Source organism: Stenotrophomonas sp. YJH_SMC_48-3, from assembly GCF_059369375.1.
This window is the reverse complement of sequence record NZ_JCAFSQ010000020.1, coordinates 1-19,871: the sequence shown is the minus strand read 5'-3', so window position 1 is coordinate 19,871 and position 19,871 is coordinate 1. Positions and strand designations below refer to the sequence as shown.

The following is a 19,871-nucleotide window of genomic DNA, read 5'->3' as shown; positions in this document are numbered from 1 at the left end:
GAAATGGTGATGCCGGGTGACAACGTCAAGATGGTCGTCACCCTGATCAACCCGGTGGCGATGGACGAAGGCCTGCGCTTCGCCATCCGCGAAGGCGGCCGCACCGTCGGCGCCGGCGTGGTCTCGAAGATCATCGAGTAATCTGGTAGTATCTGCGCCCCGATGTTGCCTGGGTAGGGCATCGGGGCGTATCAAATGGGAAAGCAGGCACAGGATGTGCCTTGTGTTCCCCGGACCAGGAAGGGTCAATGCCATTCAGGCGGCGTCAACAGGCGACTGTTGACAGCTGCCTTGTGTGCCATTATGCTTCTACGTCTGGGCAGGCCGGGAAACTGGTCTGCCTACGTTTTTGAGGTCTATGGAGTGACCTTGTCGGCCTGCAGGAGTGTGGGCCGTCCGTATTCAGGAATTTCATGGGGCAAAGCAACCCAGAGGCTTTGTCTGTCGCTCTTTTAACGAAGGAACCTACCGCCATGGCGGACCAAAAGATCCGGATCCGGCTGAAAGCGTTCGATCATCGTCTGATCGACCGTTCGGCCAGCGAGATCGTTGAAACGGCAAAGCGGACCGGCGCGCAAGTGCGTGGCCCGATCCCGCTGCCGACCAAGATCGAGCGCTACACCGTTCTCGTCTCCCCGCACGTCGACAAGGACGCGCGTGACCAGTACGAGACCCGCACGCACAAGCGCGTGCTCGATATCGTTGACCCGAATGACAAGACCGTGGACGCGCTGATGAAGCTCGAACTGGCTGCCGGCGTCGACGTTCAGATCAAGCTGACCTGAGGACTACGACCATGACGAAGAAGTATTCGTTGGGCTTCGTGGGCCGCAAGGCCGGCATGAGCCGCGTGTTCACTGAAGATGGCCGCTCCATCCCGGTGACCCTGATCGAAGCAACCCCGAACCGCATCGCGCAGATCAAGACCGTCGAAACCGACGGCTACAGCGCCGTGCAGGTGACCGTCGGCGCCCGTCGCGCTGCCCTGGTCAACAAGCCGGAAGCCGGCCACTTCGCCAAGGCGAAGGTGGAAGCGGGTCGTGGCCTGTGGGAATTCCGCGTTGAAGACGCGCAGCTCGGCGATTTCGCCGTTGGCGGCGAAGTCAAGGCGGACATCTTCGAAGTCGGCCAGATCGTCGACGTCCAGGGTGTCACCAAGGGTAAGGGCTTCCAGGGCACCATCAAGCGCCACAACTTCCGTATGGGCGATGCAACCCACGGTAACTCGCTGTCGCATCGCGCGCCGGGTTCGCTGGGTCAGCGCCAGACCCCGGGTCGCGTTTTCCCGGGCAAGAAGATGTCGGGCCACATGGGCGCGGTGCAGCAGAGCACCCAGAACCTGGAAGTGGTCAAGGTCGACGTCGAGCGCGGTCTGATCGCCGTTCGCGGCGCCGTTCCGGGCGCGGCCGGTGGCGATGTGATCGTCCGTCCGGCGAGCAAGGCATAAGGAGAGATGACGATGGAACTCGTTATCACGGGTAGCAACAACAAGGTCTCGGTCTCCGAAGCCGTGTTCGGTCGCGATTTCAGCGAAGATCTGGTCCACCAGGTCGTCGTTGCTTACCGCAACGCCGGTCGCGCCGGCACCAAGGCACAGAAGACTCGCTCCGAAGTGGCTGGTACCACCAAGAAGTCGAAGAAGCAGAAGGGCGGCGGCGCGCGTCATGGCGCACTGACGGCTCCGATCTTCGTCGGCGGCGGTGTCACCTTCGCGGCCAAGCCGCGCAGCTTCGAGCAGAAGGTCAATCGTAAGCAGTACCGTGCCGCCATGTGCGCGATCCTGTCCGAGCTGAACCGTCAGGGCCGTCTGACCATCGTGGAGTCCTTCGACGTCGAAGTGACCAACACGAAGGGTCTGGTCGCCAAGCTGGCCGGCCTGGAAGTGGGCAAGCGCCCGCTGATCGTCACCGAAGAAGCGTCCGAGCACCTGTACCTGTCCGCCCGCAATCTGCCGTACGTGCAGGTGCGTGACGTCCAGGGCCTGGATCCGGTCTCGCTGGTGGGTGCCGACACGGTCGTCATCACCGCTGACGCGGTCAAGAAGGTCGAGGAGTGGCTGGCATGAACAGCAACGAAAAAATCTTCAGCGTGCTGCGTGCCCCGCGTGTCTCCGAAAAGACCGCGCGCCTGCAGGAACTCTCCAACCAGTATGTCTTCGAAGTTTCGAACGAAGCCACCAAGGCCGATGTAAAGGCCGCGGTTGAGCAGCTGTTCGACGTCAAGGTCGAAGCTGTCAACGTGGTCAACGTCAAGGGCAAGAACAAGTCCTTCCGTAACCGTGCTGGCCGCCGCGGCGATTGGCGCAAGGCGTACGTTCGCCTGGCCGATGGCCAGTCGATCGATGTAACGGCCAAGGCCTGAGGTACATCCCATGCCATTGATGAAATTCAAGCCCACTTCCCCCGGCCGCCGTTCGGCCGTGCGCGTGGTCACTCCCGACCTGCACAAGGGTGCTCCGCACGCTGCCCTGGTCGAGTCGCAGAGCCGCTCGGGTGGTCGTAACCACCATGGCCGCATCACCGTGCGTCACGTCGGTGGTGGTGCCAAGCAGCACTACCGCATCATCGACTTCAAGCGCAACAAGCTGGGCATCCCGGCGCGCGTGGAACGCATCGAATACGATCCGAACCGCACCGCCCACATCGCCCTGCTGTGCTACGTCGACGGTGAGCGCCGCTACATCATCGCCCCGAAGGGCCTGAAGGCCGGTGATCAGGTGATCGCTGGTTCGGATGCCCCGATCAAGGCTGGCAACACCCTGCCGCTGCGCAACATCCCGGTCGGTACCACCATCCACTGCATCGAACTGAAGCCCGGCAAGGGCGCTCAGATCGCCCGCGCCGCCGGTGCGGCCGTGCAGCTGGTGGCCCGCGAAGGCATCTACGCCACCCTGCGCCTGCGCTCGGGTGAAATGCGCAAGGTGCCGGTCGAGTGCTGCGCCACCATCGGCGAAGTCGGCAACGACGAGCACAGCCTGGAAAAGCTGGGCAAGGCCGGTGCCAAGCGTTGGCGCGGCGTCCGCCCGACCGTTCGTGGTGCTGCCATGAACCCGGTTGACCACCCGCACGGTGGTGGTGAGGCCAAGGCCGGCCAGGGTAACCCGCATCCGGTCACCCCGTGGGGTGTCCCGACCAAGGGTTACAAGACGCGCCATAACAAGCGCACTCAGCAGTTCATCGTCCGCGATCGTAGGGGCTAATCGACCATGGCACGTTCACTCAAGAAGGGCCCGTTCGTCGATCACCACCTCGTCAAGAAGGTGGAGGCCGCTGCGGGCAGCAAGAAGCCGATCAAGACCTGGTCGCGCCGTTCGATGATCCTGCCTGACATGGTAGGCATCACCATTGCCGTGCATAACGGCAAGAACCACATCCCGGTTCTCGTCAACGAGAACATGGTCGGCCACAAGCTCGGCGAATTTGCCATCACCCGGACCTTCAAGGGTCACGGTGGTGACAAGAAGTCGGGCAAGTAAGGAGAGATGACAATGGAAGCGAAAGCCATCCTGCGCACTGCGCGCATCTCCCCGCAGAAGGCTCGTCTGGTCGCTGACCAGGTGCGCGGTCTGCCGGCCGAACGTGCGGTCAACCTGCTGAAGTTCTCGGACAAGAAGGCTGCCCACCTGATCAAGAAGGTGGTGGAGTCGGCTATTGCCAATGCCGAGAACAACCAGGGCGCCGACGTCGACGAGCTGAAGGTTCAGACCATCATGGTTGATGAAGGTCCGACCCTGAAGCGTTTCATGGCGCGGGCGAAAGGCCGCGGTACCCGCATCCTCAAGCGCACCAGCCACATCACTGTGGTTGTGGGCGCCGCCAAGTAAGCGGATAAGGAAAAGACCATGGGTCATAAAGTTCATCCGATTGGTATCCGCCTCGGCATTTCCAAGGACTGGAACTCCAAGTGGTACGCCAACAAGGCCGAGTTCGCCGGTTACCTGGCAGCCGACCTGAAAGTGCGCGACATGCTGCGCAAGAAGCTGGCCCAGGCCGGCATCAGCAAGATCCTGATCGAGCGTCCGGCCAAGACCGCTCGCGTGACGATCCACACCGCCCGTCCGGGCGTGGTGATCGGCAAGCGCGGTGAGGACATCGAGAAGCTGCGCAAGGAAGTGAGCGAGATGATGGGCGTCCCGGCGCACATCAACGTCACCGAAGTGCGCAAGCCGGAACTGGACGCGCAGCTCGTTGCCGAGTCGATCGCCCAGCAGCTGGAGCGTCGCATCATGTTCCGCCGTGCAATGAAGCGCTCGGTCGGCAACGCGATGCGCCTGGGTGCCCTGGGCATCAAGGTCAACGTCGGTGGCCGCCTCAACGGTGCAGAAATCGCCCGTTCGGAGTGGTACCGCGAAGGCCGCGTGCCGCTGCACACCCTGCGTGCCGACATCGACTATGGCTTCGCTGAAGCCAAGACGACCTACGGCATCATCGGCATCAAGGTCTGGATCTACAAGGGCGAGGTCTTCGATTTCTCCCAGGTTGGCCAGGAAAAGCAGGACGACACCCCGTCGCGCAACGATCGTCACGATCGCGGCGACCGTGGTGACCGTCAGCGCCCGGCCCGTGAAGCGAGGTAACGACAATGTTGCAACCCAAGCGAACCAAGTACCGCAAGGTACACAAGGGCCGTAACGATGGCCTGAGCTGGAGCGCCAACGCTGTCAGCTTCGGCGAATACGGCCTGAAGGCAACCGCACACGGTCAGCTGACCGCGCGCCAGATCGAAGCGGCCCGCCGCTCGATCAGCCGCTACGTCAAGCGCGGCGGCAAGATGTGGATCCGCGTGTTCCCCGACAAGCCCATCACCAAGAAGCCCATCGAAGTCCGAATGGGTTCGGGTAAGGGTAACGTGGAATACTGGGTGGCCCAGATCCAGCCCGGCCGCATGATCTATGAAATCGAGGGTGTTTCCGAGGAAGTGGCTCGCGAGGCGTTCCGCCTGGCCGCCGCCAAGCTCTCGGTCACCACCACTTTCGTGACCCGTACGGTGCGCTGATGGATATCAAAACTCTCCGTGAAAAGTCGGCTGACGAACTCAAGGCCCACCTGATCGACCTGCGTAAGGAACAGTTCTCTGTCCGTATGCAGCAGGTCACCGGCCAGCTGCCGAAGACCCACGACATTCGCCGGGTCCGTCGCGAGATTGCTCGCGTCAAGACCCTGCTCGGCAGCACGAAGTAAGGATGGCCGCTATGAGCGACAATACTGAAAAGAAGACGCTGCGCACGGTCGAAGGCCGTGTCGTCAGCAACAAGATGGACAAGACGGTTACCGTCCTGGTTGAGCGTCAGGTCAAGCACGCGCTGTACGGCAAGTACATCAAGCGCTCGACCAAGCTGCACGCCCACGATGCCGACAACGCCTGCAAGGAAGGCGATGTCGTCCGCGTGACCGAGATTGCTCCGATGTCCAAGACCAAGAACTGGCGCGTGGTGGAAGTCATCACGCGTGCGGCTGAATAAGGAGTCTGAATCATGATCCAGATGCAGAGCTACCTTGACGTCGCGGACAATTCGGGTGCCAAGCAGGTGATGTGCTTCAAGGTGCTGGGTGGTTCCAAGCGCCGTTACGCCGGCATCGGCGACATCATCAAGGTCACCGTGAAGGATGCGATTCCGCGCGGCAAGGTCAAGAAGGGTGAAGTGTATGACGCCGTCGTGGTGCGTACCCGCAAGGGTGTGCGTCGCGCCGACGGTTCGCTGATCCGCTTCGACGGCAACGCGGCCGTCCTGCTGAACAACAAGCAGGAGCCGATCGGTACCCGTATCTTCGGGCCGGTGACCCGTGAACTTCGTTCGGAGAAGTTCATGAAGATCGTCTCGCTCGCTCCCGAAGTGCTGTGAGCGACAGGAGATAATCATGGCTAACCGTATCAAGAAGGGCGACCAGGTTGTCGTCAACGCTGGCAAGGACAAGGGCAAGCAGGGCGAAGTCGTCCGCGTCGACGGCGACCGTGTGGTCGTCGCCAACGTGAACATCGTCAAGCGCCACACCAAGCCGAACCCGCAGGCAGGTGTTGCCGGCGGCGTGGTCGAGCGCGAAGCTTCGATCCATATCTCCAACGTGAACGTGCTGAACCCGGCTTCGGGCAAGGGCGAACGCGTTGGCTTCAAGGTGCTGGAGGATGGACGCAAACTGCGTGTGTTCCGCTCCAGCGGTGAGGCGCTCGACGCCTGAGGAATGTGAAGATGACTTCCCGTCTCGAAAAGATCTACAAGGAAGAAGTGGTGCCGGCGCTGATGAAGCAGTTCGGCTACACCAATCCGATGGAAGTACCGAAGCTCGTCAAGGTCACCCTGAACATGGGTGTCGGCGAGGCTGCCACCAACAAGAAGATCCTGGAAAACGCCGTCGCGGACATGACCAAGATTTCCGGCCAGAAGCCGGTTGTCACCAAGTCGCGTATCTCGGTCGCGTCGTTCAAGATCCGTGATGGTTGGCCGATCGGCTGCAAGACCACGCTGCGTCGCCACAAGATGTACGAGTTCCTGGACCGCCTGATCAACATCTCGCTGCCGCGCGTGCGCGACTTCCGTGGTGTTTCCGGCCGTTCCTTCGACGGCCGCGGCAACTTCAACATGGGTGTGAAGGAACAGATCATCTTCCCGGAAATCGACTTCGACGCCGTCGATGCGATCCGCGGTATGGATATCGCCATCACCACCACTGCGAAGACCGACGCGGAAGCGAAGGCGCTGCTGGCAGCGTTCAAGTTTCCGTTCCGTAACTGATCTGTCGAGGAAACCGAAATGGCAAAGACCTCCATGGTCAACCGCGACATCAAGCGGGAAAAGCTGGCCAAGAAGTACGCTGAAAAGCGTGCGGCTCTGAAGAAGATCGTGTCCTCCGTGGACGCGACCTACGAAGAGAAGATCGAGGCCGCAACCAAGCTGGCCAAGCTGCCGCGCGATTCGTCGCCGAGCCGCCAGCGTAATCGTTGCGAGCTGTCGGGTCGTCCGCGTGGCGTCTACAGCAAGTTCGGCCTGGGCCGTAACAAGCTGCGTGAAGCCACCATGCGTGGCGACGTACCGGGTCTGCGCAAGGCCAGCTGGTAACCCCAGCCGGCCCTGCGATCAGGAGCCCCTTCGGGGGTTCCTGAACCGGGCAGGGGAGGCATTCAGCTTTCCCGACGCAAAAAAACCGAGGAGCCCGGCGCAAGCCGGGCTCTTTTGGCGTATACTCCCGCGTCTTGCCCTGCGCAAACGGGGTCGTAGGAGTGGGCTTCCGGCCCGCTGCATCAAGGGACCTGGCCCGTTTCCAGGAGACAACAGATTTTCGCGAAAGCGGATATCGGTGCACTCAAAGGTACTCATATGAGCATGACTGATCCCATCGCCGACCTGCTGGTCCGCATCAAGAATGCGGCCGCGGTGGGCAAGCAGACGGTGAAAGCCCCGTCGTCCAAGATCAAGGTTGCGATCGCCCAGGTCCTGAAGGACGAGGGTTACATCGCCGACCTGCGCGTGACCCAGCTGGAAAACAACAAGTCCGAGCTGGAAATCGTGCTGAAGTATTTCGAAGGCAAGCCGGTCATCGCGACCCTGAAGCGCTTCTCGCGTTCGGGCCTGCGCCAGTACCGCGGCAAGAGCGAGCTGCCGAAGGTCATGAACGGCCTGGGTATCTCCATCATTTCCACCTCCAAGGGCATCATGACTGATGCGCAGGCGCGCCAGCTGGGCGTCGGCGGCGAAGTCCTGTGCTTCGTGGCCTAAGGCGAAAGGAGTAGAACTATGTCCCGCGTAGCCAAGAAGCCGATTACCCTGGGTAAGGTTGAACTGAACGTCCAGTCGGACAGCGTCACCGCCAAGGGCCCGAAGGGCACCCTGTCGCTGGCCAAGCCGGCCGGTATTGCCATCAACGTCGACAACGGCGTTGCCACCCTGAGCACCGAAAGCGCCGACCTGATCGCACTGACCGGTACCGTGCGTGCGATCCTGTCCAACATGGTCAAGGGCGTGTCCGAAGGCTTCGAGCGCAAGCTGGAGCTGGTGGGCGTGGGTTACCGCGCTGCCATGCAGGGCAAGGACCTGAACCTGTCGCTGGGCTTCTCGCACCCGGTCGTGTTCGTGGCGCCGGAAGGCATCACGCTGTCGACCCCGACCCAGACCGAGATCCTGGTCCAGGGCGCTGACAAGCAGGTCGTCGGTGAAGTCGCCGCCAAGATCCGTGCGTTCCGCAAGCCGGAACCGTACAAGGGCAAGGGCGTGAAGTACTCCGACGAAGTCATCATCCGTAAGGAAGCCAAGAAGGCATAAGCGCGAGTCCCTCGCAAGAGCCCGCACATCCCTGTGCGGACTTCTCAGGGAAAAGCTCTTCCTTCAGCTTTCAAGGAATAATCAAAATGAACAAGAACATCGCCCGCCTGCGTCGCGCCAAGTCGACCCGTGCCCACATCCGTGAGCTCGGCGTCGCCCGCCTGTCGGTGCTGCGCACCGGCCAGCACCTGTACGCCCAGGTCTTCACCGCCGACGGCTCCAAGGTGCTGGCTGCTGCCAACACCACCCAGGCCGACGTCATCGAAGGCCTGAAGAACGGCAAGAACGCCGATGCTGCTGCCAAGGTTGGCCGCATCGTTGCCGAGCGCGCCAAGGCCGCCGGCATCGAGAAGGTTGCCTTCGATCGTTCGGGCTACCGCTACCACGGCCGCATCAAGGCCCTGGCAGAAGCCGCCCGCGAAGCCGGCCTGCAGTTCTAAGGGACAAGGGCAGGGGGCCATTGGCCTCCTGCCCACCTGCTCGCCAGCCTGAGTGAGGCTGGACGGCGCCGCTCTTCTGCAGCGGCCCACCGGAACAACGCGTCACGCCACAACCATAAGCGGCTTCGAGCCGTACATACCCAAACAACCAAGGAATCAACATGGCAGAAGAGCGTCAGCAGCGGGGTCGCGATCGCGACCGTAACCGCGAAGAGAAGATCGACGACGGCATGATCGAAAAGCTGGTCGCGGTCAACCGCGTCAGCAAGACCGTCAAGGGTGGCCGCCAGTTCACCTTCACCGCCCTGACCGTCGTCGGCGACGGCGAAGGCAAGGTCGGTTTCGGCTATGGCAAGGCCCGCGAAGTGCCGGTTGCCATCCAGAAGTCGATGGAACAGGCCCGCAAGAACCTGGTCAGCGTTGACCTGAACAACGGCACCCTGTGGCACACCATCAAGGATGGTCACGGCGCAGCCCGCGTGTTCATGCAGCCGGCTTCGGAAGGTACCGGCGTGATCGCCGGCGGTGCCATGCGCGCCGTGCTGGAAGCCGTTGGCGTGAAGAACGTGCTGGCCAAGGCCACCGGTTCGCGCAACCCGATCAACCTGGTGCGTGCCACCGTGAAGGGCCTGGCTGCTGCACAGTCGCCGGCTCGCATCGCGGCCAAGCGCGGCAAGAAGGTGGAGGAACTCAACCATGGCTAATGAGTCCAACAAGACTGTCAAGGTCCGCCTGGTGCGTGGCCTGCGTGGCACCCAGTCGCGTCACCGCCTGTCGGTGCGTGCGCTGGGCCTGAACAAGCTCAACGATGTGCGTGAACTGAAGGACAGCCCGCAGGTGCGCGGCCTGATCAACAAGGTTCAGTACCTCGTCCAGGTTGAGGAGTAATCGACCATGACTCTGCGTCTCAATGAACTGAGCCCGGCACCGGGCGCCCGCACCGAGCGTACCCGCGTCGGTCGCGGTATCGGCTCGGGCCTGGGCAAGACTGCCGGCCGCGGCCACAAGGGTTCGTTCGCCCGCAAGGGTGGCGGCAAGATCAAGGCTGGCTTCGAAGGCGGCCAGACCCCCATGCAGCGTCGTCTGCCGAAGATCGGCTTCCGTTCGCCGATCGCCAAGGACACCGCTGAAGTGCTGCTGTACGCACTGGACAAGCTGCCGGCCGGTGAGATCGACTTCGCCGCCCTGCGTGCTGCCAAGCTGGTTCCGAGCACTGCCAAGAAGGCCAAGGTCGTCGTCAAGGGCGAAGTGACCAAGGCGTTCACCCTGAAGGGTATTGCTGCCACGGCGGGTGCCAAGGCCGCGATCGAAGCTGCCGGCGGCAGCGTAACGGAGTAAGAAAATCATGGCGCAAGCTGGCATCGGTAACCTCGCGGGCGGAATGGGCAAGTTCACTGAACTTCGCCAACGTTTGCTGTTCGTCGTCGGGGCTTTGATCGTCTATCGCATCGGCTGCTACGTGCCGGTGCCGGGCGTCAATCCCGATGCCATGCTTGCCATGATGCAACAGCAGGGCGGCGGCATCGTGGACATGTTCAACATGTTCTCGGGCGGCGCCCTGCACCGTTTCAGCATCTTCGCGCTGAACGTGATGCCGTACATCTCGGCATCGATCGTGATGCAGCTGGCCGTGCACATCTTCCCCGCCCTGAAGGCGATGCAGAAGGAAGGTGAGTCCGGCCGCCGCAAGATCACCCAGTATTCGCGCATCGGCGCCGTGCTGCTGGCAGTGGTGCAGGGCGGTTCGATCGCACTGGCCCTGCAGGGCCAGGTGTCGCCGTCGGGCGCTCCGGTCGTGTATGCGCCGGGCATGGGCTTCGTGCTCACCGCCGTGGTCGCGCTGACTGCCGGCACCATGTTCCTGATGTGGGTCGGTGAGCAGGTCACCGAGCGCGGCATCGGCAACGGCGTGTCGCTGATCATCTTCGCCGGTATCGTCGCTGGCCTGCCGGGTGCGATCATCCACACCTTCGACGCCTACCGCGACGGCAACATCCAGTTCATCCAGCTGCTGCTGATCGCCATTGTCGTGCTCGCGTTCACCTTCTTCGTGGTGTTCGTCGAGCGTGGCCAGCGCCGGATCACGGTCAACTACGCACGCCGCCAGGGCGGTCGCAACGCGTACATGAACCAGACCTCGTTCCTGCCGCTGAAGCTCAACATGGCCGGCGTCATTCCGGCAATCTTCGCCTCGAGCCTGCTGGCCTTCCCGGCCACACTGGCCATGTGGTCCGGCCAGGCGGCCAACCAGAGCAGCTTCGGCCAGGTCCTGCAGAAGGTCGCCAATGCCCTGGGCCCGGGCGAGCCGCTGCACATGATCGTGTTCGCTGCGCTGATCACCGGTTTCGCGTTCTTCTATACCGCGCTGGTGTTCAACTCCCAGGAAACCGCTGACAACCTGAAGAAGTCGGGCGCGCTGATTCCGGGCATCCGTCCGGGCAAGGCCACCGCCGATTACATCGACGGTGTACTGACCCGCCTGACCGCAGCCGGCTCGGCCTATCTGGTCATCGTCTGCCTGCTGCCGGAACTGATGCGCACGCAGCTGAACGCCTCGTTCTACTTCGGCGGTACTTCGCTGCTGATCGTGGTGGTGGTGGTGATGGACTTCATTGCCCAGGTGCAGGCGCACCTGATGTCCCACCAGTACGAGAGCCTGCTGAAAAAGGCCAACCTGAAGGGCGGCAACCGCGGCGGTTTTGCCCGCGGCTGATTGGCCTGTTATACTTTCGTCTTCCTGACGTGATGGTCCCTCCGCTTCGCGGACTCCGGCCACACAAACGAAGGGCGGCCCCCGCAGCGGTTCCGGGTGGGGGTGTGATGAGGTGGTCCCGCGCTGGAGTAGCGCGGGCGGCCCCGGGGGATACCCCGGGTCCAACCCCATCCGGCGCCGGAGCCTGGGCACACTCCCCAGGCCGGGTTCATGAAACCAGTGGTTTCACGGGCTTCCATGTAAACCGGAACCTTGTTAGTATCGCTAGTTCACTTTTTTGATCCATCCTGCCGGATTGGCGTGCCCGAGGCGCGCTGTCGGCCATCACTCAGCTGGAGAACCGCGTCATGGCGCGTATTGCAGGCGTCAACCTGCCAGCCCAGAAGCACGTCTGGGTCGGGTTGCAAAGCATTTACGGCATCGGCCGTACCCGTTCGAAGAAGGTCTGCGAAGTCGCAGGCGTTGCTTCGACCACCAAGATCCGCGATCTGTCGGAGCCGGAAATCGAGCGCCTGCGCGCCGAAGTCGGCAAGTACATCGTGGAAGGCGATCTGCGCCGTGAGATCGGCATCGCGATCAAGCGCCTGATGGACCTGGGCTGCTACCGCGGCCTGCGTCACCGTCGTGGCCTCCCGCTGCGTGGCCAGCGCACCCGTACCAACGCCCGCACCCGCAAGGGTCCGCGCAAGGCGATCAAGAAGTAAGGGACTGAGAAATGGCTAAGCCCGCTGCTAAGACCAAGAAGAAGATCAAGCGCGTCGTCACCGACGGCGTTGCCCACGTCCACGCTTCGTTCAACAACACCATCGTCACCATCACCGACCGTCAGGGCAATGCTCTGTCGTGGGCGACCTCCGGTGGCGCTGGCTTCCGCGGTTCGCGCAAGTCGACCCCGTTCGCTGCCCAGGTGGCTGCTGAAAAGGCCGGTCGTGCTGCGCTGGACTACGGCGTGAAGTCGCTGGAAGTCCGCATCAAGGGCCCGGGTCCGGGCCGTGAGTCGGCCGTGCGTTCGCTGAACAACGTCGGCTACAAGATCACCAACATCATCGACGTGACGCCCATCCCGCACAACGGGTGCCGTCCGCCGAAGAAGCGTCGCGTCTAAAGGGAGCGATAAGAAATGGCTCGTTATATCGGTCCTACCTGTAAGCTCGCCCGTCGCGAAGGCGCCGACCTGTCCCTGAAGAGCCCGGCGCGTGCGCTGGACTCCAAGTGCAAGCTGGAGCAGAAGCCCGGCCAGCACGGCGCCACTGCCCGCAAGGGCAAGCTGTCCGACTACGCCACCCAGCTGCGTGAAAAGCAGAAGGTCAAGCGTATCTACGGCCTGCTGGAGCGTCAGTTCCGCAACTACTACAAGAAGGCCTCGACCAAGAAGGGCAACACCGGCGAGAACCTGCTGCAGCTGCTGGAAACCCGCCTGGACAACGTCGTCTACCGCATGGGCTTCGCCGTGACCCGTCCGGCTGCTCGTCAGCTGGTGTCGCACCGCGGCGTCACCGTGAATGGCAAGTCGGTCAACCTGGCTTCGTACCAGGTCAAGGCTGGCGACGCCATCGCCCTGTCTGAAAAGGCTGCCAAGCAGCTGCGCGTCCAGGAAGCCCTGACCGTCGCCGCCCAGCATGACCTGAGCCCGTCGTGGGTTGAAGTGGATTCCGGCAAGTTCACCGGCATCTTCAAGGCCGTTCCGGATCGTTCGGATCTGCCTGCGGACATCAACGAAGCGCTGATCGTCGAGCTGTATTCGAAGTAATTCACATTGGAGAGCCCCCGGCGACGGCCGGGGGTTCACTAGGAGAACCCGCAACATGACGGTTACCGCCAACCAGGTTCTGCGTCCTCGCGGTCCGCAGATCGAACGCCTTACCGACACCCGTGCAAAGGTCGTTATCGAACCTTTGGAGCGGGGTTACGGGCATACGCTGGGCAACGCCCTGCGTCGCGTGCTGCTGTCGTCCATCCCGGGCTTCGCCATCACGGAAGTCGAAATCGACGGCGTGTTGCATGAGTACACCACGGTCGAAGGTCTGCAGGAGGACGTGCTCGAAGTCCTGCTGAACCTCAAGGACGTGGCCATCCGTATGCACTCCGGCGACAGCGCCACCCTGTCCCTGTCCAAGCAGGGCCCGGGCGTTGTCACCGCTGCCGACATCAAGGTCGACCACAATGTGGAGATCCTGAACGGCGACCATGTGATCTGCCACCTGACCAAGGACACGGCGATCAACATGCGTCTGAAGATCGAACGTGGTTTCGGCTACCAGCCGGCTGCCGCGCGTCGTCGTCCGGACGAAGAAACCCGTGCCATCGGCCGCCTGGTCCTGGATGCCTCGTTCTCGCCGGTCCGCCGCGTCGCCTATGCCGTGGAAGCGGCCCGCGTCGAACAGCGTACCGACCTGGACAAGCTGGTCATCGATATCGAGACCAACGGCACCATCGATGCCGAGGAAGCCGTGCGCACCGCCGCCGACATCCTCAGCGACCAGCTGTCGGTGTTCGGTGACTTCACCCACCGCGACCGCGGTGCGGCCAAGCCGGCCAACAACGGCGTGGATCCGGTGCTGCTGCGCCCGATCGACGATCTGGAGCTGACCGTGCGTTCGGCCAACTGCCTGAAGGCTGAAAGCATCTACTACATCGGCGATCTGATCCAGAAGACCGAAGTGGAGCTGCTGAAGACCCCGAACCTGGGCAAGAAGTCGCTCACCGAGATCAAGGAAGTGCTGGCTCAGCGCGGCCTGTCGCTCGGCATGAAGCTGGAGAACTGGCCGCCGGCCGGCGTCGCCAGCCACGGCATGCTGGGCTGATATCGGTAATGCCTGAAGGCTCCACCGTTCGCGGTGGAGCCTTCAACGCAACACAACACGCCACGACGAACCGCAGGTTCGCGGGCAGGCCGTCCAGGACGGAGGGCCAGGACCAACCGCAGTCCGCGCAGCAACGCCAGGATGGCGACAACGATCCGCACAGCCTCATCATTAACCAAGGAATATCACCATGCGTCACCAGAAGTCTGGCCGTAAGTTCAGCCGCACCAGCGCCCACCGCGAAGCGATGTTCAAGAACATGGCCGCCTCGCTGTTCAAGCACGAGCTGATCAAGACCACCCTGCCGAAGGCCAAGGAACTGCGCCGCGTTGCCGAGCCGCTGATCACCCTGGCCAAGGTCGACTCCGTCGCCAACCGCCGTCTGGCCTTCGCCCGCCTGCGCGACAACGAAGCGGTGGGCAACCTGTTCACCATCCTGGGCCCGCGCTACGCGAACCGTCCGGGCGGCTACCTGCGCCTGCTGAAGTGCGGTTTCCGCGCCGGCGACAACGCGCCGATGGCCTACGTCGAGCTGGTCGACCGTCCGGTCGTGGCCGAGGAAGTGGCCGAGTAATCGGACCGCTCCAACGCGACACAGCGAAAGCCCGGCCTCTGCCGGGCTTTTGCGTTCTGGTAGCGCCGGGCCATGCCCGGCGTTTCCGTATCCGCTACGCTCGCCGGGCATGGCCCGGCGCTACCTGCGGCACAATGCGACCCGCACCGTTCCGACAGGCGTCACCTGTGGCGGTTCGAATGGCGCGCGCTCTCGGTTACGCTTGGCGCCCTGATCCATTCGAGCGTTGACGATGAATCCACTGCGCTGGCCCTTCCGCGCCCAGTTCTTCCTGGGCTTCCTGATCTGCGCGGGCCTGCTCGGCTACGCGATCTTCCTGCAGCTGAAGATGGGCCTGGAGCCGTGTCCGCTGTGCATCTTCCAGCGGCTGGCCTTCGCCGCGCTGGGCCTGCTGTTCCTGATCGGTGCGCTGCACGGGCCGTCCAACCGCCCGGGACGCGCGACCTACGGGATTCTCGCCTTCATTGCCGCCGCAGTAGGCGTCGGCATTGCCGCGCGCCACGTCTACGTGCAGATGCTGCCGCCGGAGATGGGCGCGACCTGCGGCCCGCCGCTGAGCTTCCTGCGCGAGACCATGGGGCCGCTGGAAGTGTTCCGCACGGTGCTCACCGGTACCGGCAACTGCGGCAACATCGACTGGACCTTCCTGGGCCTGACCATGCCGATGTGGTCGGGCGTGTGGTTCGTGCTGCTGGCGCTGTGGGCGCTGGTGGTGTCGCTGCGCAGGGTCAAGCGCTGAACGCAGGGTAGTGCCGGGCGCTGGCCGGCACACCGTGGGAATACCGGCCAGCGGCCGGCGCTACCTCAGAAATCCTGCTGCAGGCTCAGGTAAGCACCTCGGCGCGGTCCCCACTGCGGGGCGAACACGCCGACACCGCCGCCATCGCGCAGCTGGTAGCTTCGGTCCAGGGCGTTGACCACGGCCAGCTGCACATGCAGCGGATGCCCGCTGTCGGCATTGAAGTCGTGCCCGGCGCTGAGGTTCACCTGCAGGTACGACGGCAGCTCGCCGCCGTTGGGTACGCCCTCGATGTCCGAACGCAGGCCGCTGCCGAACACGTAGTTGGTACCGATCCGGTTGTGTCCGGCAAAGGCGTAGCTGAAGCCACCCGATGAGGTCAGCTTCTGGTCGTGATCGAGGTGGATCCAGTGGTCGGCCACATAGGCCAGTGCGTCCGGATCGAGGTTGTACTGGCTGGTGATCACCTGGGTGCCGATGGCCTTGTTGTACGCCGCGTTGAAGTAGGCGCTGAACGGGCCGTTGCTGTAGTCGGCACTGAACTCCAGCCCACGGATGTGGCCACGGCGATAGTTGAACGTCGAGTAGATGTAGGCGGCGCCGAACTGGCCTTCGTCCTGCAGGCGCGCAACGCGGCGATCGTAGGCGTCCAAGCCCAGGGTGAGGTGGTCGCCCACCTGCTGCGACACGCCGATGTCGTAGTAGTCGCTGCGTTCGGCCAGTGGCGTGTTGTTGCCGCCGCTGGGCTGCTGGTTGGTGGTGCCGTCGTATAGGGCGATATCGCTGCTGGCGATCAGCTCACTGGCCGGTGGCGTGAAGTAACGCGAATAGCCGGCATGCACGGTGGTGCTGTCGCTGGCATTCCAGACCACTCCCACGCGGGGGCTGAGCTGGCCCTCGGTGTGGCCAAAGGCCTTGTAGCGATCTCCGCGCAGGCCGTAGTTGACGGTCCAGTCGTCGCCGATCTTCCATTCATCCTGCACGTACAGCGCCAGCGTGCTGGCATGGAAGGCACTGCGGTCAGGTATCAGCAGCGGTGTGGTGCTGGACTGCTGGCCGGCGTCATCGACCGGAAACACCCAGCTGCTGTTGCTGGCCCGCGCATTCTCGTAGTTGCCGTACAGGCCATAGCGCAGCGTGTGGTCGTTGCCCAGTGGGGTGGAGAAATCGGCCTGCAGCGTGTTGGCGCGGTTGCTGCGTTGCACCTGCGAGGCGACGCCACTGAACACCAGGTCGCCGACGACATCCGGATGGAATGCCACATCGCTGTAGCGCTGCCCGGCCGAGAGCTGATATGCGGTGCTGCCCAACGTGCCCTGCAGCACCAGCATGCCGAAGCGGGTGGCCTCGCGCTGGGTTTCATCCAGCTGGCTGGAGTCGAAGGTGGTGGTATCGAGGTAACCGAACTGCGGTGTTTGCCCGGGGTTGACCGGGATCTGGAAGCGATTGTTGGCAAAGCCGGCGAACACGCTCAGGCGGGTGTTCTCGTTGACGAGGTAGGTAAGGTCAGCGAACGCTTTGCCCTGGTGGGTGTCGTCGTGCAGCGGCTTGCGCGAGCGGGTCGGGTTCTCCAGGCCAACCTCGTTCTGGTCGTAGTTGCCAGTCAGGAACCAGCTCCAGCGCCCCTGGTTGCCCCACCACGAGGCGTTGGGATTGATCTTGCCGAACGAGCCTGCGGTCAGCCCGGCGCTGCCGCCGTTGCCGAGCTCGGCGCCGCTGCGGGTGGTGATGTCGACCACTGCAGCGGTGCGCTCGCCGAACTGCGCCGGCAGCGCGCCATCCATCAGGCGGATGCTCTTGATGGTGCGTGCATCCAGCGTCTGGCCGAAGCCCGAGATCGATTCGGGCAGCAGCACGCCGTTGATGCGGTACTGCAGATTGGCGTGGTCGCCACGCACGTGCACGCCGCCGTAGGAATCCTGGACCACGCCGGGCGCCTGCAGCAGCACCTGGCTGAGCGGCGCGGAGGCGCCCAGCGGCTGCTTCTGGATGTCCTCGGCGGTGATCTGGTACTGGCTGCTGCCGATGTCCGGCGACAGCGTGTTGCGGGCCTGGTCGAGCTGGGCGTGGACGGTGACCGCGTCGAGGTCCTTCACGGGAGCGGCGGCATCGGCGGCCACGGCGAGGGAAGGCAGGCTGGCCAGGGTCAGGGCGAAGGTGATGCCGGTAGCAAGCAGGGAGGGCTTCATGGCGGATAGGCTGTGGAAGGGGCCATTGGGGATTGAGTGTTACTTCGTAACAGTGCGTGGCGAATCATGCGCCTGACCGGCTGGCCGTGGGCATGCCGCTTTTGGCCAATCGCGATGCCCTTTCCCCGGCGTTCAGTCATGTGCAGACGCCGTTCGGCCCTTTGCGACAGCGGTCGGCTCTGCGACCATGAACGTCCCCCACCTCCGGAAGCCTGCAATGAGCCTGTCCGCCGTTTCGCCTGTCCCCGATCCCGTCGCAGCCGCCACCGGCGCTGCCTGGTCGCCGGAGAGCTGGCGTGGCAAGACCGCGCTGCAGATGCCGACCTACCCGGACCCGGTGGCGCTGGACGCTGCCCTGCACGAGCTGAAGCGGCTGCCGCCGCTGGTCACCTCGTGGGAGATCCTGGCCCTGAAGCAGCAGTTGGCGGAGGCCCAGGAGGGCAAGCGCTTCCTGCTGCAGGGCGGCGACTGCGCTGAGAACTTCAGCGACTGCGAATCGGGCACCATCTCCAACCGCCTGAAGGTGCTGCTGCAGATGAGCCTGGTGCTGGTGCATGGGCTGCGCCAGCCGGTGATCCGCGTGGGTCGTTTCGCCGGCCAGTACGCCAAGCCGCGTTCGGCCGATACCGAGACGCGCGACGGTGTGACCCTGCCGAGCTACCGCGGCGATGTCATCAATGCGCCGGCCTTCACTGAAGCAGCGCGCCTGCCGGACCCGAAGCGGATGCTGCAGGCGCACGCGCATTCGGCGATGACGATGAACTTCGTACGGGCGCTGATCGATGGTGGTTTCGCCGACCTGCATCACCCCGAGTACTGGAACCTGGAATGGGTGAGCCATTCGCCGCTGGCCGCCGAGTACCAGAAGATGGTGGCCTCGATCGGCGATGCCGTGCATTTCATGGAGACGTTGGCCGGGGCCCGCGTGCACAACCTCAACCGCATCGACTTCTACACCTCGCATGAAGCGCTGCTGTTGCCGTACGAGCAGGCACTGACCCGCCAGGTGCCCCGCCAGCAGGGCTGGTTGAACCTGAGCACGCATTACCCGTGGATCGGCATGCGCACGGCTGCGCTGGATGGCGCGCACGTGGAATACCTGCGTGGCGTGCGCAATCCGATTGCGATCAAGGTGGGCCCGTCGGTGACGCCGGACCAGCTGCTGCGCCTGATCGATGTGCTCAACCCGCATGACGAGCCGGGCCGCCTGAGCTTCATCCACCGCATGGGTGCCGCGCAGATCGCCGAGAAACTGCCGCCGCTGCTGGACGCGGTCAAGCGTGATGGTCGCCGCGTGCTGTGGGTGTGCGATGCGATGCATGGCAATACCGAAAGCACCGCCAACGGTTTCAAGACACGTCGCTTCGACAACGTGCGTGGCGAGGTGGAGATGTCGTTCGACCTGCATGCGGCCGCCGGTACGCGCCTGGGCGGTGTGCATCTGGAACTGACCGGCGAGGACGTGACCGAGTGCATCGGCGGCGCGCGCGAACTGACCGAGCGCGACCTGGAGCGCGCGTATCGTTCAACGGTGGACCCGCGGTTGAACTACGAGCAGTCGCTGGAGATCGCGATGGCGATCGTACGCAAGCAGGAGCAAGTGCGGTAAGGGTTTTTCGGCAGGGCTTGCAGCCCTGCACCTGCTGCAATCAACGGCAAGAGCCGAAGCGGCATTCCGTGGGGTGGCGGGGTGGTGTGGGTGGTCAGGACACGCCGTAAACCCATCCATGGGGGCTCGATGGCGCCATCCATGGCGCCAACGGTCCTGCCCACCCACACCGCCCCGCCTCTGACAGATTCTGGCGGCCGTGGGTAGGTGTCGACCTTGGTCGACACGGGAGATTCCCGCCATGCGTGGATGAATGTCTGTCAGATTTCGAAATCAGAAAATGAGGTCAGATCCGTTTTCCTCTGGAAAACGGATCTGACCTCAGACTTTGCTGGCAGATCGCGGGAATCTGTCGAAGGCGGGGTGGGTCCGGTTGCGGGAGTGTCCGCGGCATGGATGCCGCGGCCAAGCCCCCATGGTGAAGTGACCCCCGAGACTTGGACAGGGGTCAGGCGGCCGATTGGGCCTGTTGGGCCTGCTCCCGGTACTGTACCGGGCTCAGGCCCTTCAATTTCAATTTGATGCGCTCCTGGTTGTAGTACTGGATGT

At 63.5% G+C, this 19,871-nt stretch carries 32 protein-coding genes; 30 read left to right on the top strand and 2 right to left on the bottom strand.

Going from position 1 to position 19,871, the window contains the following annotated elements; genetic code table 11:
* The 29 genes from AC5P65_RS20315 to AC5P65_RS20175 form a co-directional block, all read left to right on the top strand.
* Positions 1–141, top strand: a 141-nt coding sequence (locus AC5P65_RS20315; RefSeq protein ID WP_487247787.1) for an EF-Tu C-terminal domain-related protein, incomplete at its 5' end; no start/stop codon positions are given.
* Between the two features lie 332 nt (positions 142–473).
* On the top strand, positions 474–785 hold the full coding sequence (rpsJ, locus tag AC5P65_RS20310; protein WP_005408208.1) for a 30S ribosomal protein S10: 312 nt from the start codon (positions 474–476) through the stop codon (positions 783–785).
* Positions 786–796: 11 nt separating this feature from the next.
* The gene (rplC, locus tag AC5P65_RS20305; RefSeq protein ID WP_004145336.1) at positions 797–1,447 is read left to right on the top strand and encodes a 50S ribosomal protein L3; all 651 of its coding nucleotides are present in this window, start codon (positions 797–799) and stop codon (positions 1,445–1,447) included.
* A gap of 12 nt (positions 1,448–1,459) precedes the next feature.
* A complete protein-coding gene (gene rplD / locus AC5P65_RS20300; RefSeq protein ID WP_019659578.1) occupies positions 1,460–2,065 on the top strand; it encodes a 50S ribosomal protein L4 in 606 nt (201 codons plus the stop codon).
* Complete coding sequence (rplW, locus tag AC5P65_RS20295) at positions 2,062–2,361, top strand: 50S ribosomal protein L23 (RefSeq protein WP_004145338.1); 300 nt, start codon at positions 2,062–2,064, stop codon at positions 2,359–2,361. The genes rplD and rplW overlap by 4 nt, the downstream gene beginning before the upstream one ends.
* 10 nt (positions 2,362–2,371) lie before the next feature.
* Positions 2,372–3,199 carry a 50S ribosomal protein L2 gene (rplB, locus tag AC5P65_RS20290; protein WP_004145339.1) on the top strand — a complete coding sequence of 276 codons (828 nt, stop codon included), beginning with the start codon at positions 2,372–2,374 and terminating at the stop codon, positions 3,197–3,199.
* A 6-nt stretch (positions 3,200–3,205) separates the two neighbouring features.
* On the top strand, positions 3,206–3,475 hold the full coding sequence (gene rpsS / locus AC5P65_RS20285) for a 30S ribosomal protein S19 (RefSeq protein WP_005415413.1): 270 nt from the start codon (positions 3,206–3,208) through the stop codon (positions 3,473–3,475).
* A gap of 12 nt (positions 3,476–3,487) precedes the next feature.
* On the top strand, positions 3,488–3,823 hold the full coding sequence (rplV, locus tag AC5P65_RS20280; RefSeq protein ID WP_004145348.1) for a 50S ribosomal protein L22: 336 nt from the start codon (positions 3,488–3,490) through the stop codon (positions 3,821–3,823).
* A gap of 18 nt (positions 3,824–3,841) precedes the next feature.
* Positions 3,842–4,576: a 30S ribosomal protein S3 gene (rpsC, locus tag AC5P65_RS20275; protein ID WP_005415414.1), complete on the top strand. Its 735-nt coding sequence runs from the start codon at positions 3,842–3,844 to the stop codon at positions 4,574–4,576.
* A 5-nt stretch (positions 4,577–4,581) separates the two neighbouring features.
* Positions 4,582–4,995, top strand: coding sequence for a 50S ribosomal protein L16 (gene rplP, locus AC5P65_RS20270; RefSeq protein ID WP_004154486.1), 414 nt, complete (start codon positions 4,582–4,584; stop codon positions 4,993–4,995).
* Complete coding sequence (rpmC, locus tag AC5P65_RS20265; protein ID WP_004154487.1) at positions 4,995–5,180, top strand: 50S ribosomal protein L29; 186 nt, start codon at positions 4,995–4,997, stop codon at positions 5,178–5,180. The genes rplP and rpmC overlap by 1 nt, the downstream gene beginning before the upstream one ends.
* Before the next feature lie 11 nt (positions 5,181–5,191).
* On the top strand, positions 5,192–5,461 hold the full coding sequence (gene rpsQ / locus AC5P65_RS20260) for a 30S ribosomal protein S17 (protein ID WP_004154489.1): 270 nt from the start codon (positions 5,192–5,194) through the stop codon (positions 5,459–5,461).
* Between the two features lie 12 nt (positions 5,462–5,473).
* Positions 5,474–5,842: a 50S ribosomal protein L14 gene (rplN, locus tag AC5P65_RS20255; RefSeq protein WP_010483978.1), complete on the top strand. Its 369-nt coding sequence runs from the start codon at positions 5,474–5,476 to the stop codon at positions 5,840–5,842.
* A gap of 16 nt (positions 5,843–5,858) precedes the next feature.
* On the top strand, positions 5,859–6,176 hold the full coding sequence (gene rplX / locus AC5P65_RS20250) for a 50S ribosomal protein L24 (protein ID WP_004154490.1): 318 nt from the start codon (positions 5,859–5,861) through the stop codon (positions 6,174–6,176).
* An 11-nt stretch (positions 6,177–6,187) separates the two neighbouring features.
* A complete protein-coding gene (gene rplE, locus AC5P65_RS20245) occupies positions 6,188–6,730 on the top strand; it encodes a 50S ribosomal protein L5 (RefSeq protein WP_005415416.1) in 543 nt (180 codons plus the stop codon).
* A gap of 18 nt (positions 6,731–6,748) precedes the next feature.
* Positions 6,749–7,054, top strand: coding sequence for a 30S ribosomal protein S14 (gene rpsN / locus AC5P65_RS20240; protein ID WP_019659577.1), 306 nt, complete (start codon positions 6,749–6,751; stop codon positions 7,052–7,054).
* A 258-nt stretch (positions 7,055–7,312) separates the two neighbouring features.
* Entirely contained in the window at positions 7,313–7,711 is a 399-nt protein-coding gene (rpsH, locus tag AC5P65_RS20235; protein ID WP_021204581.1) for a 30S ribosomal protein S8, read from the top strand.
* 18 nt (positions 7,712–7,729) lie between these two features.
* Positions 7,730–8,254, top strand: a complete 525-nt coding sequence (gene rplF, locus AC5P65_RS20230) for a 50S ribosomal protein L6 (protein ID WP_021204580.1) — start codon at positions 7,730–7,732, stop codon at positions 8,252–8,254.
* An 80-nt stretch (positions 8,255–8,334) separates the two neighbouring features.
* Entirely contained in the window at positions 8,335–8,694 is a 360-nt protein-coding gene (gene rplR, locus AC5P65_RS20225) for a 50S ribosomal protein L18 (RefSeq protein WP_026346969.1), read from the top strand.
* A gap of 161 nt (positions 8,695–8,855) precedes the next feature.
* The gene (gene rpsE, locus AC5P65_RS20220) at positions 8,856–9,398 is read left to right on the top strand and encodes a 30S ribosomal protein S5 (RefSeq protein WP_004154496.1); all 543 of its coding nucleotides are present in this window, start codon (positions 8,856–8,858) and stop codon (positions 9,396–9,398) included.
* Complete coding sequence (gene rpmD / locus AC5P65_RS20215) at positions 9,391–9,582, top strand: 50S ribosomal protein L30 (RefSeq protein ID WP_005408214.1); 192 nt, start codon at positions 9,391–9,393, stop codon at positions 9,580–9,582. The genes rpsE and rpmD overlap by 8 nt, the downstream gene beginning before the upstream one ends.
* A 6-nt stretch (positions 9,583–9,588) precedes the next feature.
* Positions 9,589–10,032 carry a 50S ribosomal protein L15 gene (rplO, locus tag AC5P65_RS20210; protein WP_004154498.1) on the top strand — a complete coding sequence of 148 codons (444 nt, stop codon included), beginning with the start codon at positions 9,589–9,591 and terminating at the stop codon, positions 10,030–10,032.
* A gap of 7 nt (positions 10,033–10,039) precedes the next feature.
* On the top strand, positions 10,040–11,407 hold the full coding sequence (secY, locus tag AC5P65_RS20205) for a preprotein translocase subunit SecY (protein WP_005408215.1): 1,368 nt from the start codon (positions 10,040–10,042) through the stop codon (positions 11,405–11,407).
* Positions 11,408–11,754: 347 nt separating this feature from the next.
* Positions 11,755–12,111, top strand: coding sequence for a 30S ribosomal protein S13 (gene rpsM / locus AC5P65_RS20200; protein WP_004154500.1), 357 nt, complete (start codon positions 11,755–11,757; stop codon positions 12,109–12,111).
* A gap of 11 nt (positions 12,112–12,122) precedes the next feature.
* Complete coding sequence (gene rpsK / locus AC5P65_RS20195; RefSeq protein ID WP_004145443.1) at positions 12,123–12,512, top strand: 30S ribosomal protein S11; 390 nt, start codon at positions 12,123–12,125, stop codon at positions 12,510–12,512.
* A 15-nt stretch (positions 12,513–12,527) separates the two neighbouring features.
* Complete coding sequence (gene rpsD / locus AC5P65_RS20190; RefSeq protein ID WP_004145446.1) at positions 12,528–13,157, top strand: 30S ribosomal protein S4; 630 nt, start codon at positions 12,528–12,530, stop codon at positions 13,155–13,157.
* Between the two features lie 55 nt (positions 13,158–13,212).
* Entirely contained in the window at positions 13,213–14,211 is a 999-nt protein-coding gene (locus AC5P65_RS20185) for a DNA-directed RNA polymerase subunit alpha (protein ID WP_005408216.1), read from the top strand.
* A 190-nt stretch (positions 14,212–14,401) separates the two neighbouring features.
* On the top strand, positions 14,402–14,785 hold the full coding sequence (gene rplQ, locus AC5P65_RS20180; RefSeq protein ID WP_005408217.1) for a 50S ribosomal protein L17: 384 nt from the start codon (positions 14,402–14,404) through the stop codon (positions 14,783–14,785).
* Positions 14,786–15,017: 232 nt separating this feature from the next.
* Positions 15,018–15,524 carry a disulfide bond formation protein B gene (locus tag AC5P65_RS20175; protein ID WP_058980348.1) on the top strand — a complete coding sequence of 169 codons (507 nt, stop codon included), beginning with the start codon at positions 15,018–15,020 and terminating at the stop codon, positions 15,522–15,524.
* Positions 15,525–15,589: 65 nt separating this feature from the next.
* Here AC5P65_RS20175 and AC5P65_RS20170 read toward each other — a convergent pair whose 3' ends face one another.
* Complete coding sequence (locus AC5P65_RS20170) at positions 15,590–17,713, bottom strand: TonB-dependent receptor (protein ID WP_111098620.1); 2,124 nt, start codon at positions 17,711–17,713, stop codon at positions 15,590–15,592.
* A 217-nt stretch (positions 17,714–17,930) separates the two neighbouring features.
* Here AC5P65_RS20170 and AC5P65_RS20165 point away from each other — a divergent pair, with 217 nt between their 5' ends.
* Positions 17,931–19,322 carry a class II 3-deoxy-7-phosphoheptulonate synthase gene (locus tag AC5P65_RS20165; RefSeq protein WP_019659572.1) on the top strand — a complete coding sequence of 464 codons (1,392 nt, stop codon included), beginning with the start codon at positions 17,931–17,933 and terminating at the stop codon, positions 19,320–19,322.
* Between the two features lie 448 nt (positions 19,323–19,770).
* On the opposite strand, the gene AC5P65_RS20160 is transcribed toward AC5P65_RS20165, so the two are convergent.
* Positions 19,771–19,871: IS3 family transposase (locus AC5P65_RS20160; protein WP_134731750.1), on the bottom strand; the 101-nt coding region annotated here is incomplete at its 5' end.